The sequence below is a fragment of the Dictyobacter aurantiacus genome (genome assembly GCF_003967515.1).
Lineage (GTDB): Bacteria > Chloroflexota > Ktedonobacteria > Ktedonobacterales > Ktedonobacteraceae > Dictyobacter > Dictyobacter aurantiacus.
In genome coordinates this window covers 1,603,807-1,621,616 of the sequence record NZ_BIFQ01000002.1, presented here as the reverse complement: position 1 = coordinate 1,621,616, position 17,810 = coordinate 1,603,807, and the positions used below count along the sequence as shown (strand labels likewise).

Genomic DNA, 17,810 nt, shown 5'->3' with positions numbered 1-17,810 from the left:
TTATGCAAACATGCTGCCTATTGATCACCCAACGGCAACTGGGAAAGCCTCACATTCGAAGCATCAAACTAGTCCTACAGTTGTAGATGACCTCTGCTTTGCCAAGCCAGGATTGCTTCGTGAAAAAAGAAGAAGTCTCCTTGAAGCTTATCAAAAGATCTCACGGTAATAGAAGAGGCAAGAGAGGTCGTTCTCTGCATGTCCATTAGAGGGGGAAACACACATCAAAGACCGAGCCTTCGCCTGGAGAGGATCGAACCTGGATGGAGCCACCATGCTCTTCGACGATCCAGCGCGCAATGGAGAGACCCAGACCGCTTCCAGAGGGAAGGCTCGCGTTCTCCGTTGGTCTGGTATGGGTACGGGATTGATCGACTCGGTAGAAGCGCTCGAAGAGATGGGGCAGATGCGCGGCTTCGATGCCCGGCCCCTGGTCGATGACCTGGAGCCGCGCGTAACTCTGATCCTGGGAGAGTTTGACTTCTACCTGTTTGCCAAACTGAGCGCTGTATTTGAGGGCGTTTTCCAGCAGATTGAGACACAGTTGCGTCAGATAGAGCCGGTCTCCCCAGACCATTAGCTCGTCCAGACCCGACAGGCGGATCTCGATGGCGTTGCGCTCTGCCAGGTGTGCGAGGTCTTCTGCCGCGTCGACGACGATCTCGCTGAGATCGACCCGTTCGCGCTTGAGCACGCTCTGCCCCTGGTCTGCGCGGGCCAGGGTCAGCAGATCACCAACCAGCCGCGTCATGCGTTGCTGCTCCTGGAGGATGATGGAGAGCGCCTGCGTATATTCCTGGGTGGTGCGTGGCCGTTGCAAGATCCGCTCTGTCTCGGTTGTCACAATGCTCAGCGGGGTGCGCAGTTCGTGGCTGGCATCGGCGGTAAATTGCCGCTGGCGCTCAAAGGCTCTTTCCAGGCGATCCAGCATGAGGTCAAACGTCGTGGCCAGCTCTCCTATCTCATCGCGCTGTTGCAGATTGAGGCGGCGGTGCAGATCGGTGGCGCTGATTTCCTGGGCGGTGCGTGTGATGGTTTGCACCGGACGCGTGGCCCGCGCGGCCAGCCAGTACCCTCCCGCGCTGGAGAACAACACCACCAGAGACGTTGCCACAGCCAGTGAGGCCAGGAGTTGCCGCAATTGTTCCGGGATATTGCTGCTGGGAACACCAACATACAAGAAAGCAACCGGTTGATGATTCTGCCAGTTGGTGATGGTCACGCGTTGTATGGCATAGCCATCCCAGGCGCCCCCCAGATCAGCAGCAATGGACGAACCCGCGCTTGTAAAAACAGGCGACCCCCCGCTCGTAAAAAGGAGCCCCTGGTTGTTGTGAGCGGCGGAGGTAAAGGAATCCCGACTGGTGCTCCACAGTTGACCTTTCCCCCAGTCTTTTATGTGAGAGAGGTCAGAACTCAGTGCCGGGAGAACTGAGGACGGCACGGCGGGCATGACCTGGGTGATGTCTCCCTGCGGATTTTGCAGGATGACCAGGACATTCGTACTGCTTGCTGTTACCTGGCCAGATTGCGCGTCATAGAAGGAAGTCTCTTGCTCAATCGTAGGATTGAGGATGGTATCCAGGTTCTGATAGGAGGTATATGCTTCAAATACATAAATAGCCGCGCTAAAGGCGCAGAGCGCGAGCCCCAGAATCAGGAGATACCAGAGCATCAGACGAAAGCGCAGACTGTGAAAGAAACGCAGTAGGCGCTGTGTCTGCCCGACTAAAAGCACTGTTGTTTGCATCTCTGCGCTCCTCATCTTATTTCCAGCTCGCGCAGGCGATACCCTGCTCCATAGACGGTCTCCAGCAGCTTGTTCTCGTAGGGGTCGTCAAGCTTGCGGCGCAGGCGTCTCACATAGACATCTACGACATTGGAGGCGCTGATAAAATCATAACTCCAGATATGGTTCTCGATCATGTCGCGGGTGAGCACCTGGTTGGGATGGCGCATGAAGTACTCCAGCAGGGCAAATTCTTTAGCATTCAGGCGGACGTGTACCCGCGCCCGCGTGACTTCATGCGTGGCCGGATTGAGAACCAGGTCCCCAACGGCCAGTACTCCGTTCTTGTGCGGGGCTGCGCGCCTGAACAGTGCGCGCAGGCGGGCTAGCAGTTCGTGTAAGGCAAAGGGCTTGACCAGGTAATCATCCGCTCCGCTGTCGAGACCCTGCACGCGGTCTTCGATTGTATCGCGGGCGGTGAGCATCAGGATGGGCGTGGTGATGTGGTGCTGGCGAAGCGCCCGGCAGACCGCGATCCCATCTTTGCGCGGCAGCATGATGTCGAGGATAATCGCGTCATAAGGCGTGCTCTCGGCATAGCTCTCGCCCTCTTCCCCATCATAGACCGCGTCGATGGCATAGCCTTCCTCAACCAGGCTCTTTTTCAGTGCCTGGCTCAGACGATAGTCGTCCTCGATAATCAATAGACGCATACTGGTTGCTTCCTTTCTGGTACTTCCATTCTATCCCAAAAAGATGACAAAAAGATGAAACTTCTTTTCACTTCAGTGTCATCTTTTTGCTTTAGAGTTTCCTGTGTCCCAGGAAATGGACAAAACCTGCTTTAGGAGGAGAGTTCTGGCTACAGGCTGCGCCTCCAAACTTCCAGATATAGAAGGAGAGTCCTATGACTATGACTGCGCTAACCAGTTCCGGGAAGGCTACCCGGACGATCCAGCGACCGCGCCTGATTGCGCGCGTGATAGCCTGGGAGTTGCGTCGCTTCCAGGCGTCCCGCATCTTCTGGCTGCAAGCCCTCGGCTTCTTTGGCCTAGCGCTTCTCCTGGTGTGGTCCCAAAAGATACCCCTGACGCTCAATCACGCGCAGGCCGTCGTGCCTTTTGACGGCTACCTGGCTGAAACCAGCGCCTGGGGGCTGCTGCGCACCCTTTCCACAGGACTGTTGCTGCTGTTGGGGATGCTCCTGCCTTTTATCAATGCGGATGGCGCGGCGCGAGATCTCTCCCGGCGTACCTATGAACTGCTCATGGCAACGGCACTGCCAACCCGGGTCTATCTCTGGGGACGCTACCTGAGCGGCCTGTTGTTGAGTCTGGGGCTGACCCTGCTGACGCTGGTCGCTCTCCTGGGCATGGGCTGGTTCTGGCACCTGAAGTTCGCCGACTATCCCATGCCGGATATCGGCGTGCTTCTGGCTGTCTGGGGGGGCCTGATTGTCCCCGCGACCATCGTGGTGAGCGGCCTCAGCTTTGCCCTCAGCACCCTGCTCCCGCGCCTGACCATTCTGGTGAAGGTCGCGCTCATGGTGGCCTGGTTTGTTGGGGCGGAGATGCCCTTCATCCAGTTCGGTGATGCCAGTCACTCTGCCAGCTTCAGTCTCCCTGCCTGGTACGTCAACTGGGACCCGACCGGCACTGGCATCGCGCTCGGCCTGTTCAACAGGTATATGACCGCCTTCAGCAATCTGGCCGACAGAGCCGGCACGACAGCGCAAACGCAGCTCGACCTGCTCGCGGTCGAGAACAGCTTGCTCGATCTCGGAGGCTGGTTCGGACCACATCTGCTCCTAGCCGGGCTCAGCCTGGCGCTGGTGCTGATCGTGGCTCTGGTCTTCAAGCGCACTCGTCCCACCCTCAATTAAGCCGTTCGTCAACTGCTGCAATAGAGACTATATGAGAGGATCTTCTATGACAACGCTCGTTCAGGCTCGACCTGACCCGCAGACCGTCACTCCCAGCGGACGGAACTCTCCGCTGCTGAGTGTCCTGGCCTGGGAACTGCGTCGCTTCCGCGCCTCGCGCCTTTTCTGGTTTCAGGCGCTCGGCATCTTCTGCTTCCTGCTTTTCCTGACGTGGGCTCTGCACGCGTCAGAGGGCTTTGGTACGGTGAGTAACAACTTGCAGATCACTGGCTTTATTGCCGGAACCAGCCCGGAAGGACTGCTTCACACGCTGCCCACTGTTCTGCTGGTGCTGGCTCTCTTTCTGCCCTTTGTGACAGCCGATGGCGTGGCACGAGATTTTTCCCGGCGCACTCATGAATTGCTGCTGACGACGGCGCTGCCAACCCGGGCCTATGTTTGGGGACGCTACCTGGCGAGTCTGCTGATGAGCCTGGGCCTGGCGCTGCTGTTGCTGGCCTCCCTCCTGGGCCTGGGCTGGCTGCTACATCTGACCGGGGATGACTATCCCGCGCCAGACCTCACTGCTGTGCTGCTCCTCTGGGTCGGCATGGTAGTGTCGGCGACGATTCTGGTCAGCAGCCTGGGCTTTGCCCTCAGCACCCTGTACCCACGCCTCTCCATGCTGATCAAAGTCGTGATCCTGGTGGCGTGGATCTTTGGCGGCGCGGTGATCCCCCTGGGCGAGGGCAAGGGCACGCCCCCGGCCTGGGCTGTCAATTGGGACCCCACCAGCGGCATGACCGGGCGCGGGCTGCTTTCCGCGTACCCCAATCCAATGGGCCCCGCGATCACGAGCGAGGCGCAGCTTCAGCGGCTCATTCTCGGCATTGAGAGCAAGATGCCCGCGCTGGCAGGCTGGTTCGTGCCTCACCTGCTGCTGGCCGGACTCGGCCTGGTGCTGGTGCTGGTCGCGGCCCTCGCCTTCAAGCGCTCCCGCGCTGTACTCAATTAACCTGTTTGCTGCTCCTTTCGCTGAAGGGAGCCAGTTCACACAAGAAGGAGAAAACACAGATGGAATTGACTATTGATCACCTGAGCAAACAGTATGGGTCGCAGACTGCGCTTCACGATCTGTCGCTGCGCTGCGTACCTGGCGTACTGGGGCTGGTTGGACCCAACGGCGCCGGCAAGACCAGCCTGATGCGCATGCTTGCGACTCTGCTGGCGCCAAGCGCGGGGACCATTCGCTGGAATGGGCAGGATATCCACGCGCATGGTCAGGCGCTCCGCCAGGTGCTGGGCTATCTGCCCCAGGATTTCGGCGTCTATCCAGAGTTCACCGGACGCCAGTTCTTGCGCTACCTGGCTGCGATGAAAGGGCTGTCCTCTGATCAGATCAAGCGGCGCGTCGATGAACTGCTGGAACTGGTCAATCTGGAGGAGGCTGCCGATCGCAAGCTGCCTACCTATTCTGGTGGGATGAAGCAGCGCGTGGGCATTGCTCAGGCGCTGCTGGGCGACCCCGAACTCTTGATTGTCGATGAGCCGACGGCGGGCCTCGATCCCGCCGAGCGTGTGCGCTTTCGCATGCTGCTCGCCAGCCTGACCCGCCAGCGCATTATCATTCTCAGTACCCATATCATCAGCGATGTGGAGGCAGTGGCCAGCCGCTTCGTGATATTACAGGCGGGACGCGTCCTGCGCGATACAACGCCAGAGGCTCTGCTGGCCGCCGCTGCTGGCTCGGTCTGGAGTGTGATCGTCGATCAGGCCACAGCCTCGCGCTTGCAGAACAGCTACCAGGTCAGCACGATGCTCAGCCAGATGAACGGCGTGGCACTCCGCCTCGTCAGCCCCACACGCCCGCACGAGCACGCCGTCGTTGTTGATCCCAACCTGGAAGAAGCCTATCTGCTGACGATGAGCAAGCAAGCTGTTCGAGCTTGACAGGAGTGCGCACTCTCTCTCAAGGAGATCGGCGGATCAAACTGCTGATCTCCTTGGGAGGCGGACAATACATCGTCCTTTTTCACCTCTCACGAAACCGAGAAACTTCTTTTCCCTTTATGTATCAAAAGAACACAAAGATAGCAAAGGAATCTCCTATGGCTTTTTCCCCAGAAGCTTGCCCATCTTCTTCCCCTAAAGAGGTTTGGACTACGGCGCTCGACCAACTGAGCCAACAGATCAGACAGCATTTCGTTCGATCAGAGTCTCATCAGCGAGCTCTGGCCTACATACAAGGATTGATGAGCGGAGCCTCACGAAAAAACGGATGGCAAGTGGCTGAAGAGGTAGGAGAAGCCACACCGTATGCCATGCAACATCTGTTAGACCGCGCCAGATGGGATTGTGACAGGGTGCGAGATGCGTTACGTATGTATGTCTGGGAATCGCTTGCAGAGCCCAAGGCGGTGTTGGTGATTGATGAGACAGGTTTTCTCAAAAAGGGACTCAAATCGGTGGGGGTTCAACGACAGTACAGTGGCACGGCTGGGCGCATCGAAAATTGCCAGGTAGGGGTGTTTCTTTCCTACGCCAGTTCGCGTGGACACACGTTGTTGGATCGCGAGTTGTACCTCCCCAAGAGTTGGGCTGACGACCAGGAGCGTTGCCGAGAAGCTCATGTGCCCGTTTCGGTGACTTTCGCCACAAAACCGGAACTGGCCGCGCGAATGCTTTGGCGCACTTTAGATGCTGGCCTCCCCGCCGCCTGGGTAACCGGTGATACCGTGTACGGGAGCGCACAGTCGTTGCGAGCTGGTCTGGAGGCTCGCAAACAGGCGTATGCGTTGGCGGTAACCTGCAAAGAACAGGTGGAGGTGCAGGGAACCTGCAAACGAGTGGATCAGGTGGCGCATGACATAGCCAGAGAGGATTGGCAGGTGTTGAGTGCAGGCACAGGGAGTAAAGGCCCTCGCCTCTTCGCGTGGGCGCGCATTGAACTCGCGGCACCAGAAATCAGCGGGTGGCAGCGCTGGCTCCTGATCAGACGAAGCCTGGATGAAGGAACAAAACCTGCTGAGATGGCCTATGTGCTGGTTTTTGCTCCCATTGGCACTTCGTTAGAGGAGAGATGGTGGAGGCTTTTGGCGCGCGCTGGACCGTGGAACAGTGTTTTGAGGAAGGGAAAGGTGAAGTGGGCTTGGATGAGTATGAAGTGCATTCCTGGCACGGATGGTACCGACATGTGACGCTCTCAATGCTCGCTTTAGCTTTTTTAACCGTTTTACGAGCTAATGGAGAACAAGATGTGCTTAAAAAAAGTCTGAGCAATCTCTCCAAACCCCAGAGTCAGAGGAGACCGACTCTGTTCAAGCCCAAGTATCTTCTGACCTCCCGGTGATGGTTCCCCTCTCTGTTGCTGAAATCCGACGGCTTTTCTTTTATCTCGTAGGCACACAGTCTCTTTCTTTTGCGTATCGCTTGGCCTGGTCATGCTGGCGACGCGCGCATCAAGCCCTCGCGAGACTCTGCCACTACAGGCATCGAAATGCTATTGCAAGCCATCTACAACTGTAGGATTAGATGGCCTGTATGGCAACGGGGGCGTCCTCAAAGACCTGGTGCAGTCCGGCGTCGGTATCACGGTGCACCGTAAGGACTATGGGCTCCTTGATCTGCCCCTGGTACAAACCCGTTTGCAATCCCCTCCTGACCAACACACCGTTCATCCCGAGAGTGGAGCAAGCCGTTCCCTCTTCGATTGCCCCGCGGTGCCACTGACCCCAACCGAGCCTTGCGTGCGTGTGATCGTAGCAACCCACCCAACTTCCTCCACCAGCAAACCGCCCATTGGAGTTCTGCGTGATGAGACGGTGTATGAATTGTTTCTCACTACGGCGCCCCCTTCTGCTTCACCTGCACTGATGTGCTGGATCTGTATCTGCATCGAGGGTCCTTTGAGACCGTCCTCTCCTGAAGATCATGAACAGTCCACCGATCGGTGGTGTTCTCGGACCAGCTATGGCCAGGAATTTTGGCAAATCTTGAACCAATGGCTCTGGAACCTTCGTCTGGATTTGGGGCAACACTGGCCAAGGTGGTGGGCGCTGAGCAGGTTTTACCATGATATACGCCCAATTTTTTCATTTTCTTGTTTCCTTCGAGCCTCGATTGGAACCAATCAAGGCTCGAAAATCTGTTCTCAAAATTCAGGGTAACTCATGTCTTTTCCCCCGGAGAGCGAGGCGAAGCCTTGCGAGCGTTACAGGGAAAACGGGTAAACTAAAAAGCCCTGTTGTTGTTGCTTTCGTGTTGTTTGTTATGGAACGATATAGCCCCCATCTACAGGGAGCGCGACGCCTGTCACATACGAAGCGGCATCTGAGCAGAGCCAGAGTGCCGCTTCTGCCACTTCTTCTGAATTAGCCATGCGCCGCATTGGGATCGCAGCGTTGAGTTGTCGCTGCCCCTCTTCTGTTCCTGCATACCCCCGCATAATCATCTCTGTCCGCGTCGCTCCAGGGGCAATGGCATTGACACGGATATGCTCTGGGGCATACTCCAGAGCGGCTGCTTTGGTAATTCCAATCACCCCATGCTTGCTTGAAATGTATGGAGTACGGTTATAATTGGCAATTAACCCACCTACCGAACTCGTATTCACAATGGCCCCCTGGCCATTCTTGAGCATCGCCAGGATTTCGTATTTCATGCATAAAAAGGCACTCTTCAAATTCCCATCAACCACACGATCAAAATCCTCTTCGCTAACATCAATGAGGCGAGCATTGGGAGCACCTACCCCTGCATTGTTGAAGGCAATATCCAGATGTCCGTAGACTTCAAGGGTGCGTGCGACCAGTGCCTCTACGGAGGCCGCGTTGGTCACGTCTGTTGGCACCGCTACTGCCCTTCCTCCCGCAGCACTGATCTCTTCGACGAGCGCGTTCAACGAATCAGCGGTTCGGGCTGCTAGCACCACGGCAGCACCTGCTTGCGCGAATAAGCGGGCCGCGGCTGCCCCGATACCTCGACTGGCACCGGTAATGATGGCTACCTTGTCTCTGAGCAAGCTATTCCTTGAGAAAAATTCCGGTGTATTAGAAAACGTGTTCATGATTCTTTCCTTTCTTTCTAAGTACAATCATATTACTTTCGCGAGATCATATATGCTTGGCAAGCCCAGATGGATTCTGTGTTTGCTCTATGAGCGTATTTAGATATGTGCTGCGCCGTTCGTAAGAATATGCTGTCCCGAGATCCAACGCGCATCGTAGCTGGCGAGGAACGCGACCACATCGGCAGTATCTTGAGGTGTTCCCAGGCGGCCCATAGGTGACGACTGGGCTATACGCTGCTTCTCTTCCAAGGGGTATTCTTCAAGGAATCCTGAATCGGTGGCTCCAACCAGGACACTGTTGACGGTTACTTGGCGCTGACCGATTTCCTGGGCCATCACTTCAACGAAGAGTTTTGAGGCAGCTTTACTGCCGGCATACACCGCTACTCCCTGTGTCGGGTAGTACGTTGTACTTGATGATATGACAACAAGACGACCGCCTGGCTCAACGCGACGTGCAGCTTCCTGAAGCATAAAGAACACACTGCGTGTGTTGATGGCAAACACCTGATCGAACTGCTCCTCAGTGACCTCGATGATGGGCATTCTGTGCGGTACACCCGCATTCGCGACGACGATGTCGATGCGCCCAAAATGGCCATGCACCTCCTCAAATAGGTGTTCAATCGCTCCTCTCTCTGTTAAATCTGCCTGCAAAGCAAGAACAGTTCCTCCCTGTGCACGTATGGCTTCCACGGCTTGTTGGGCCTCGTGCTCGTGGTTGCGATAATGGAGAATCACACTGGCACCGTCTCGACTGAGTCGCTCGGCTATAGCGCGTCCAATACTTTGAGAAGCGCCGGTGACTAGCGCCACTTTCCCTTTAAGAGGTTGATGTCTCTCCATCATTTCCGGAGAAAACTCATTGCTCTGTATCAACATTTCTCCTTTTTTCATTCTTCATCCTTTCACTCCTATTGCAGGGCCATAGTCGTTTACCCCTTCAACGGATGGTATAATTATGACATGTTTCTAAACATGCAACCAGCGTTTCTTCATCATAGCACTCTGAGTGATAGGATAAAACATGCGGCAGCAATATGATCAAAGGCGGCAGGCTTTGGGTGAGTTTCTGCGTACCAGGCGTATGAAATTGCATCCAACAGAGGTAAATCTGCCAGTAAGACGGTATCGGAGAACGCCAGGCTTGCGCCGTGAAGAGGTGGCAGTTCTGGCGAATGTAGGTGTATCGTGGTATACGGCCCTGGAGCAAGGGCGAAAGGTTCATCCTTCCGCCACTGTGCTTGAGTCTATAGCAGATGCCCTGCAGCTGACTGAGGAGGAGCGCCGTTACCTTTATATGCTTGCAGAGCAACCAATTCCTATACAAATACAAAACGAAAGATATGAAGAAGTTGCCAGCCCTGCAATTCGACAGATTGTAGATGACCTGGGTATTAATCCTACCTATGTGCTTGGGAAGTACTGGGATCGTCTCTATTGGAATCAGGCAGCAGAACAAGCGTTTCTGCTCTCCCTCCCTGCCCCTCCTCATACGCGCAATCTGGTGTGGCGGCTCTTTACCATTCCTCAACACCGGTCGCTTTATACTAACTGGAAACAGATTGCTCAACAGGTCCTCGCCGATTTTCGCGCCGATAGTGCTCGCTATCCCGGTGAGGCACAATTTACGGCGCTCATTAAGGATTTACAACAGGCGAGTGGGGAGTTTGGCCTGTGGTGGGCTCAGCATGATGTTCGAGGAGACTTTGAAGTACGTCAGGAGATGAATCATCCCGTCGTAGGGCCTTTGATTCTTCAGCTTACGGCATTACGTGTCGCAACGGATCCTGATATGAAGATTATGATCTATACTCCATCGACAGAAGCAGAAACTACCTCCAAATTGCGGCACCTTATAAACTCGCAATGATCGTAATTACTCACAATCTTCTTTCTCTGCATTTTACAAGCAAAAAAGAAAGTAAGCATTTCACCATGTCTGGTCGTTCTGCCCGCTCCTTTTTTCCCAACCAAAAGATTCCGGGTGTTTGACTATGCTGCTGAAGATACAGTCCCTTAAAATGATGACAAATATGCCTATCGGTCATCCGTTCAGACGGCCAGCCGTCTTGGGCGAACTGCCGCGCCCGCTACTCCTCGCCCCAATTGCAAAAGGTCGGAGTTACTTTTTCGGAGAATGTTCCAACTCCCATTGATATCGGCATGAATGATGGTTCCATCACTGGCGCGATACCAACTTCTCGCAATACGCCTGCCTGAAAATATGGGCCTTTCAGAACGATTGGCTTGATACGTTGGAAGAGGATCGTTATCCAGAAAGCTCGCTTTGCTTGTATAGCTCTCTTCTTGGATGATCACCTGAATTCCTACGAGTTGGGCCTTGTAGGCCAATTGCTCAATGAAACGAGCATGGGGAAGTTGCACAAATTGCTGATTGTTTTTGCTTCCCAGGTTCACTTCCTGCTTCCAGAGGGGATTTTTGCCGATCACGAGCACGCCGATGCCCTCTTCCACCAGCAGATCAATGATGCGACGGCTTGCCGTGTGCAGATAGCTGTCCACACGGCGATTGCGCTTCGTCGTCACGCGATCCAGATGGCGCGAGGTGAATCGTTTTTCGTGGCTCAAGCGGCTTTGATGCTGAGCACGACGTTTGTTGTACTGCTGATTAAGGCTTTTGAGGGGCTTGCCACTCACTAGGCGAGGGACAAAGCCGGGTTTGTTGCTGGTGAGAGCTGCAAGGACATTGACGCCAGGATCAAGGGCCGCGACGAGCTTCGTATCCACGTCAGCTTGCTCTTCCTGCTGCTCATACACGACTTCTATCATGTACCCATCTGCACGCGGCACGATACGTACCTGGGCCAGTTGCCACCACTCGGTGACCGAGGTCTCAATCTCGATGGGTAATCCTGAAGGGATCAGCTTGCCTGTTTTCTTGAACGCGCGTTTGCCCAGAGCCTGGGTGTCATAGATCAAGATGTTGCGTCCTTTTGCCTTGTCCTTGTACCTGGGAAGCCGGGGGCGTCCGGTGAAGCGAGAGGGCTCCGTTTGGAATGCCTCCAAGGCTTCAAAGAACGACACCCAGTTCTTATGCAGGAGGATGAGAATGGAATTGGCGACCTTGGCTGGCAACGCTTTGTAGCAGTCCATGCCCTTGACGAGGTGAAAAACGTCAGCATAGGACAGATACTTCCCATGAGAGATGTAGGTTTGCCGGATCTGATAATTGGCTTGATTGTACAGGTTTTTGGATGCAAACGCCGCCGCATCAATGGCGGCAAAGCGTGGATCAGTTGTGCGAACGAGATGACGTTCAACGAGCCGCATCAAGCATCCTCCCGTTTCCGCAACGCTTGCACAACGTTCTCCGTTTTGCGTTTGGCTCTCCGTTGTCCGTACAGTCGAGCACAAAACGAATAGATAATACTGGTCAAATCAGCCAGCAATTCTTCGGTATCGTTGTGAGCGGGATTGACCACTTCAATCACCCGGCCCTGCACAGAAAAGAGCGCATCAATGTACTGGAAACCGAAACGAGTGAGACGGTCTCGGTGTTCTACAACCACCCGCGTGATACTCGTATCCTTCAAAAGACTCAGCAGTTTCGGGCGGTTGTCATTGACGCCCGAAGCAACCTCTTTGACCACCAGTGCCACGTGGTACCCGCGTACCGTACAATACTGGCCTACCCGTTCTGCTTGCCGTTCTAAATCCGCCCGCTGCGCTGAGGAAGAAACGCGCGCATAAATCGCCACTTTCGGAACGGCTTGCGCTGGTTCGCGGCTTTCCGTCACGATGATCGTGCCTGATGGAGCCTGATACCCTTGGATGGTTCCAGCTCGAAACCAGCGTAACGCGGTCCGATAGCTAATCCCTTGTTGTTTGGCATACTGGCTTCATTTCATACCCATCATGGTTGCATATTTTTACGCATTTGTCAACGTTTGACGTCATTTTTTAGAAACGTTTATAACACTTGTAACTCAGTTAAGGAATGAAAAAAGTATGTAGAAAATAGGAGCCTCTAACGGCAAAGGTGTTCTTCCTATTTGGGAGTTGCGGCATACCTTTGCGGCAATGAAATAGTACATGCTTGCTATGCTACACTCGACTCTCGGCAAATGTTTATGACAATCGTGGCTCAGCTTTGCGACAAATCACAGTAGGACAGGCAAAAACGTAACAACACCGCAGTGAATTTACAGAATTGATTGAGCCCGATTCGCATTTGAAGCGGCTGCGCTCGCAGTCATGAACTGGACTGCTTATATCGGAGGGCAAGATCCGCTCATGTCGCAAGTCATTTACCACGATTTTTTCACTTCAGCGAGCAAAACAAAATCACGGCGAGAGGCTATTCGTGCGGCTGCAGCAACCAAAATCTCTGAGGAGAAAATTCGCAATACTCGATCTCTCGCAATGTGGTGGGCATTTCGTATCTATTTCCATATCAAGCCTAGGGGATCGCGACCGCACGATATTGAGAATGCAGCCAAGCTTGTTGTAGATGCATTCAGCAAAAAGATGCTTGAAGCTGATCAATCAAATTTTAAGGACCACCTTGCGCTTTTTGAGGATGACTCTATCGAGCATGTGAGAATTATCGAAATCGGTGGACAGCCAGATCAACACCCCAAGACTATTGTAGAGATATTTTACTGTTTAACATCAGAAATGTCTACATAAGCAGTGCAGCAATGTAACTTTGCATTGCTGCAGGGAGCAGACGCGATACAAACCGATCCTTATACTTGACTGCAAAATAATGCCATAACCTTGTCTATTGTGGTGAGTGTCCTTCAAGCTTGCTGCAAAATACCACCGCATTAGCTGCAGTGCAAAATCACCAGTTACGAGTGCAAATGGGATAAGAACGGGTCTGGCACACTTTAAGTGAAGCGCGCTTGTTGGGAGCGCCGGATTGAGAAAGGCTTGTCGGCACATAAAGCCACCGAGATCCAGATGGGAGAACTCCTGGCACCAAAACTCATCGGTGGGTTCCCTCCAAAGAGGATCTGGGTGATCCTGCAGTTCTCCCTTGCCGATGTCCACGGTATTCGAGCATCGGTGGGCTACCCGCTGGGGAAAAAGCGGAAGAAGCAGGGAATGTGTTGATCATATAATAACTGAGACAATAACACCAGGCTCACTCCGCACGGATGCTCAGGGCCGAATAGATCTCGTTGAGATAGCGGCTGGGGACGCGTTCCAGCACGGTAGTCTGAGTAAAGCCGTTCTGCCGTGCCAACGCCTCCCAGGTTCGATAGGAGAGCGGATAGGGAGCCCAGAAGTTGCCGCGATCGGCATTGTACTCGACCAGCAACAAGCGCCCACCGGGACGTAGATACCCATGCACGCGCTGCAAGAGCTCATCCTTCTTGCGCACATAGTGCAGTGAGTTGGCCATCACCACTCCATCGAGTGGGGGAAGATCCAGGCGGCGCGTGAAGTCAGAAACCTGGTAGATAACCTCGACGGCTGGAAAGTGCTCACGCAGAGCCTGCTCTTGCTGCTGGAGTGAGGCGCGCTCTTTGTCTATCGAGTAGATACGCGCCGTTGGCCCCAGCAGATCAGCCAGGGCCAGCGTAAAAGCGCCCCAGCCCGAGCCGAGGTCGGCCCATACCCCCCCATGCCCAGCCACCCCCTTGCGCAACAACCTGACATGATCGCTATGATTCATCATCTGTCCTTACTCATTCTGTAGCCTTCTTGAGAAACATTCACCTTCATTGTAGAGCATAGCAAGAGTATCCGACAAGGCAATTATTCCTCCCGGGCGTCAATGCCTCTGTTTCACCTCAAACATCGTCGAACATTCGGTTCTGCCCCCTTCTTGGGAATACAAGCATATCAGCAGAGCATGAGAAAGATGTTCATTCGCTTCAGGGAGCCTTTCCCAAAACCACTCCATAGCTATGCAATTCCCGGATCATGAAGGGTGAGGCAAAACCCCAACCTGCGTATATGCCCCTTGCTGCGCATGAAGAGAAACGCTCCCAGCAAAGATGCTCTCCAGCCAGGATATAGAAGATTGTCAGGAAACAATCTCCTCTGAAAACGAAGCAATTTCATGTTGGGTGGTGCCTCCAGATATGAAGGGCTTGGAGATGCTCATGGGCATAATCCGCTTTCCGTCCACACATCACCATGATGTACAGCATAAATCCTCTCTTGCTTTTCCTGCCAGAACCAACTATGATACGTTCCAGCAAGTAATGATTATTCAGGGGGCACTCATGCAGGTTTATCTACTGACCGTTGAAGGCATCGCAGACGCCAATGAAGGCAGGTTCAGGCTCACTCCTCGGGTCCTCTTGCGCAATCTCCCAAACACTATTATCATCCCTATGCCAGAGGACCCTCTTGAACTGCGTCTCCCGGATGAGCGTCTCCTTCAAGCCCGCGTCGCGAGCTTTGGTATCGACGCCTGGCGCGATGCAGAAGGGAATCTTCTGATAGATACTGATCCCGCGAACCCGGAGCTCTCGTTGACCATTACCGGGATCGAGTGGTCAGATATCCTCCCTGGGACGGAAATCTGGTTACTTGAGCCGAAATTTCACGCGGGCGGCAAGCCTTCTTGACGGTATCTGCGATCCTCATTGCTATGACGCAGGGCAGCGATCAGCGTGCATCGTGCTTATGAAAGCACATCCCTCACCAGGTGTGTGTATGAACCGACTGTTTGGCCAAGCTTCACGTGGGCCGGTCACGCAATAAAGGGACTGGAATTATACCCAAAAATGCTTGTATGGCAGGTTATCATGAACCTAGAAGAAACGCTTCAATATCATCATATCGATGTATCATCATTAAGCCTCCCTGAATATCAGCGTGGAGGGAAAGAACATCCCATCTGCCTTCTGCGGGTTCCCGTCACTCAGATCCTCGCGCAATGGGAAGTATTACGGGGTCTCGTCTCTGAGACAGGATATTGGCCAGTCATTGGATGGGATCGTTTTAAACAGCCTCTCTGGGAAGAAGAAATGGTCCAAACTATCCTTGAGGCAGGATTGTACATTGATATTCAGCAATGGCTGAAACAAGAGGGAATTCACACAAGAATAGATGAAGAGGGCGTGAGAAAGCGTGCTGACGTTCCACCGGCCCCTTTCGACTTCCGCCTTCCCTATGGTCGGTTTCCCTATACACTCCCTTCTCTGGTTCCCATTGCTCTTGTTCCAACAACTCATTTCTGGGAAGTGCCAGCCTATCTCCCCGTTCAAGGGAATGAATGGGACCCGTCAAATGCAGTCCAGGTGGCGATGATGAAATATTGGAATGAACGCTGGGGAGCCGAATTAGTTGCCATGGCCCCAAGTACCGTGGAAATGCGTGTGCTACAGCCGCCAACCACGTGGGAAGACGCTTTTCTGCTTGCAAAAGAACAGTACATTTACGCTCCTGATGTGGTTGATCAATGGCTCAGAGGGAATTTTGCGACGCTCGTCAAGACATTGCTTAACGGTCATGTATGGTTATTCTGGTGGGATTAGCAAGATGTGCTTTGATTTCAGGCAAGCGATGGAATGCAGAATTCGGCCCTACCCCAAAAGCGGCCAATCATTGTGATAGATAGCATCCGTGGTGAGGGAAGCCTTTCATGATCGATAGTATACTGAAAGGCTTCTCATGAGTGCTTGATAGCTTCTCAACGACGGCAATGTATTACTTCGCCATTCGGAATAGGTCTAGTCACAGCTTGCGCGCTAGAGTATGATAAATATGCCAATGCTTTGGTGCTCCATCTGCTGTTGCCCCATCTTCTTCCTCTTCCTCGAACTCAAGCAGTTCTAATCCTTCAAGATATGCGAGAGCCTGCTGGCGTGTCACAAATGTCATGTGCGTGCCTGGAATATTCCAGGTATCATGAGTTCCAAAGAATTGCCCAACAAAAATCGCTCCAGGTTTCAGTGCTGCTTTCAGGCGGCCAAAAACAAGAGGGAAGTGCTCACGATCAATAAAGGGAAGCGAAAAATGGGCATTAATCACATCATAACGGCCAAACTGAAACGCTTCAAATGAGCATTGCACCCGATGGAGTTGATCCGTTGGCAGATCAGAAAGGAGCTCCAGCGATGCTGCTTCTTGATCAACAGCAGTAACGCGGAATCCGCGCTCAATCAGATAACGAGTATCACGACCTGCACCACATCCCAGGTCTAATGCCTCACCACGGGACTTCTGCAGTTCTACCGCCCGAACGAGTCGAGGCCAGGGAGGGCGATTCTTCGTAATTGCATAAAAATCAGTCCAGTGAAATGCTTGCATAGCTTCATTCCTCTCTCTATCTCTGCCGGGATTTGGGTAGCCTCAATACACAAACCAGAATAAGGGCGGTATGTTTTTCTCTCCCTGGCTTACCTTCCTCTCATCACCATACCTCTTCCTCACCTCCCCCCGTATGAACACCATAGCTTCTCCTGTTCCAACGGTATCTGCAAACTACGCTGGGAAGAGCAAGTACCTCAGTCATACAACATCTGTCAGTCTCACATGGAAAGGAAAGCGACAATGATCGTATTGAAACAGCATCACACCCAACGAACGCTGATCATCCTTGGGAGCAGTCTTGTCACCACGCTCATGCTCATCACAGGAACCATAGCAATCCACAGCCAAAAAGTAGCGCCGTTCATAAATGCCGTTCACGCTGCAACGAACTCGGTTGCGACAACCTGTGCAACCACCAGGGGTACACAACAGGCTCTATGCGAACACCAGGATCCGATTGCCCAGGGGTGCGTTATCGATGCAGAAAGCCTCGATCTCCAAACCGTTTTTCAGGATACAGAGCAGACTAAACCGCTGGGTGACGTTGAGCTGCGTTACTCACCAACCTGCAAGGCGTATTGGGTCCGTACAACTGCCTTTGTGACCAGGTCGGGAATTTTTAAAGCGATCCACGCCATAATGCTCTTCCACAATCATACAACAGAAGACATCACCGGCACACCCACATTTGCTGGTACTCCTTTTGCCTATGCTGCCTGGTCAGATATGACTACAGCGCCGATCTCCCCACATGCTGGATCAGGCAGTTTTGATCTCGTTGGAAAATCGCGATCGTTCACCGTTTCTGTACAAGCTCACACATAATCACCTATACGCATCAAATGCTTCTGGAAAGGGAAATGAAACGAATGATTATCACACCACGAAGAAAACGTACACAGCCTGCCCAT

General features: G+C 53.5%; 16 protein-coding genes and 2 pseudogenes. 9 read left to right on the top strand and 9 right to left on the bottom strand.

Annotated features, from left to right (window positions below):
• Window positions 1–205 precede the first annotated feature (205 nt).
• A complete protein-coding gene (locus KTT_RS31325; RefSeq protein WP_160146262.1) occupies window positions 206–1,750 on the bottom strand; it encodes a sensor histidine kinase in 1,545 nt (514 codons plus the stop codon).
• Between the two features lie 11 nt (window positions 1,751–1,761).
• Complete coding sequence (gene rppA / locus KTT_RS31320) at window positions 1,762–2,442, bottom strand: two-component system response regulator RppA (protein WP_126601595.1); 681 nt, start codon at window positions 2,440–2,442, stop codon at window positions 1,762–1,764.
• Window positions 2,443–2,636: 194 nt separating this feature from the next.
• Here rppA and KTT_RS31315 point away from each other — a divergent pair, with 194 nt between their 5' ends.
• The 4 genes and pseudogenes from KTT_RS31315 to KTT_RS31300 all read left to right on the top strand — a co-directional run bounded on the left by KTT_RS31315 (window position 2,637) and on the right by KTT_RS31300 (window position 6,939).
• Entirely contained in the window at window positions 2,637–3,611 is a 975-nt protein-coding gene (locus KTT_RS31315) for an ABC transporter permease (protein WP_126601594.1), read from the top strand.
• A 46-nt stretch (window positions 3,612–3,657) separates the two neighbouring features.
• A complete protein-coding gene (locus tag KTT_RS31310; protein WP_126601593.1) occupies window positions 3,658–4,605 on the top strand; it encodes an ABC transporter permease in 948 nt (315 codons plus the stop codon).
• 59 nt (window positions 4,606–4,664) lie between these two features.
• The gene (locus KTT_RS31305; RefSeq protein ID WP_126601592.1) at window positions 4,665–5,540 is read left to right on the top strand and encodes an ABC transporter ATP-binding protein; all 876 of its coding nucleotides are present in this window, start codon (window positions 4,665–4,667) and stop codon (window positions 5,538–5,540) included.
• A 158-nt stretch (window positions 5,541–5,698) separates the two neighbouring features.
• Window positions 5,699–6,939: pseudogene (locus tag KTT_RS31300) on the top strand (IS701 family transposase).
• A gap of 178 nt (window positions 6,940–7,117) precedes the next feature.
• Here the strand turns inward: KTT_RS31300 and KTT_RS37480 are convergent.
• From KTT_RS37480 to KTT_RS31290, 3 genes are all read right to left on the bottom strand, one after another.
• A complete protein-coding gene (locus KTT_RS37480; protein ID WP_268904555.1) occupies window positions 7,118–7,240 on the bottom strand; it encodes a hypothetical protein in 123 nt (40 codons plus the stop codon).
• Between the two features lie 617 nt (window positions 7,241–7,857).
• Window positions 7,858–8,655 (bottom strand): SDR family NAD(P)-dependent oxidoreductase, encoded by a 798-nt coding sequence (locus KTT_RS31295; protein WP_126601591.1) that lies wholly within the window; start codon window positions 8,653–8,655, stop codon window positions 7,858–7,860.
• A 99-nt stretch (window positions 8,656–8,754) separates the two neighbouring features.
• Complete coding sequence (locus KTT_RS31290) at window positions 8,755–9,555, bottom strand: SDR family oxidoreductase (RefSeq protein WP_218031054.1); 801 nt, start codon at window positions 9,553–9,555, stop codon at window positions 8,755–8,757.
• A gap of 130 nt (window positions 9,556–9,685) precedes the next feature.
• Here KTT_RS31290 and KTT_RS31285 point away from each other — a divergent pair, with 130 nt between their 5' ends.
• On the top strand, window positions 9,686–10,531 hold the full coding sequence (locus KTT_RS31285; RefSeq protein WP_126601590.1) for a helix-turn-helix transcriptional regulator: 846 nt from the start codon (window positions 9,686–9,688) through the stop codon (window positions 10,529–10,531).
• A gap of 182 nt (window positions 10,532–10,713) precedes the next feature.
• Here KTT_RS31285 and KTT_RS31280 read toward each other — a convergent pair whose 3' ends face one another.
• Complete coding sequence (locus KTT_RS31280; RefSeq protein WP_126601589.1) at window positions 10,714–11,952, bottom strand: RNA-guided endonuclease InsQ/TnpB family protein; 1,239 nt, start codon at window positions 11,950–11,952, stop codon at window positions 10,714–10,716.
• Window positions 11,952–12,521, bottom strand: a pseudogene (locus KTT_RS31275) (IS607 family transposase); the annotation flags it as partial. The pseudogene KTT_RS31275 and the gene KTT_RS31280, both read right to left, overlap by 1 nt.
• A gap of 394 nt (window positions 12,522–12,915) precedes the next feature.
• Here KTT_RS31275 and KTT_RS31270 point away from each other — a divergent pair.
• Window positions 12,916–13,311 (top strand): hypothetical protein, encoded by a 396-nt coding sequence (locus tag KTT_RS31270; RefSeq protein ID WP_126601588.1) that lies wholly within the window; start codon window positions 12,916–12,918, stop codon window positions 13,309–13,311.
• A gap of 460 nt (window positions 13,312–13,771) precedes the next feature.
• On the opposite strand, the gene KTT_RS31265 is transcribed toward KTT_RS31270, so the two are convergent.
• Complete coding sequence (locus KTT_RS31265) at window positions 13,772–14,308, bottom strand: class I SAM-dependent methyltransferase (protein ID WP_235845927.1); 537 nt, start codon at window positions 14,306–14,308, stop codon at window positions 13,772–13,774.
• A 553-nt stretch (window positions 14,309–14,861) separates the two neighbouring features.
• Here KTT_RS31265 and KTT_RS31260 point away from each other — a divergent pair.
• Both KTT_RS31260 and KTT_RS31255 read left to right on the top strand, forming a co-directional pair.
• The gene (locus KTT_RS31260; protein WP_126601587.1) at window positions 14,862–15,209 is read left to right on the top strand and encodes a hypothetical protein; all 348 of its coding nucleotides are present in this window, start codon (window positions 14,862–14,864) and stop codon (window positions 15,207–15,209) included.
• 180 nt (window positions 15,210–15,389) lie between these two features.
• Window positions 15,390–16,121, top strand: coding sequence for a DUF4253 domain-containing protein (locus KTT_RS31255; protein WP_160146261.1), 732 nt, complete (start codon window positions 15,390–15,392; stop codon window positions 16,119–16,121).
• 199 nt (window positions 16,122–16,320) lie between these two features.
• Here the strand turns inward: KTT_RS31255 and KTT_RS31250 are convergent, their stop codons facing one another.
• A complete protein-coding gene (locus tag KTT_RS31250; protein ID WP_126601585.1) occupies window positions 16,321–16,896 on the bottom strand; it encodes a class I SAM-dependent methyltransferase in 576 nt (191 codons plus the stop codon).
• A gap of 243 nt (window positions 16,897–17,139) precedes the next feature.
• On the opposite strand from KTT_RS31250, the gene KTT_RS31245 reads away from it, so the two are divergent.
• Window positions 17,140–17,724 carry a DUF2690 domain-containing protein gene (locus KTT_RS31245; protein ID WP_160146260.1) on the top strand — a complete coding sequence of 195 codons (585 nt, stop codon included), beginning with the start codon at window positions 17,140–17,142 and terminating at the stop codon, window positions 17,722–17,724.
• The last annotated feature ends 86 nt before the right edge of the window (window positions 17,725–17,810 follow it).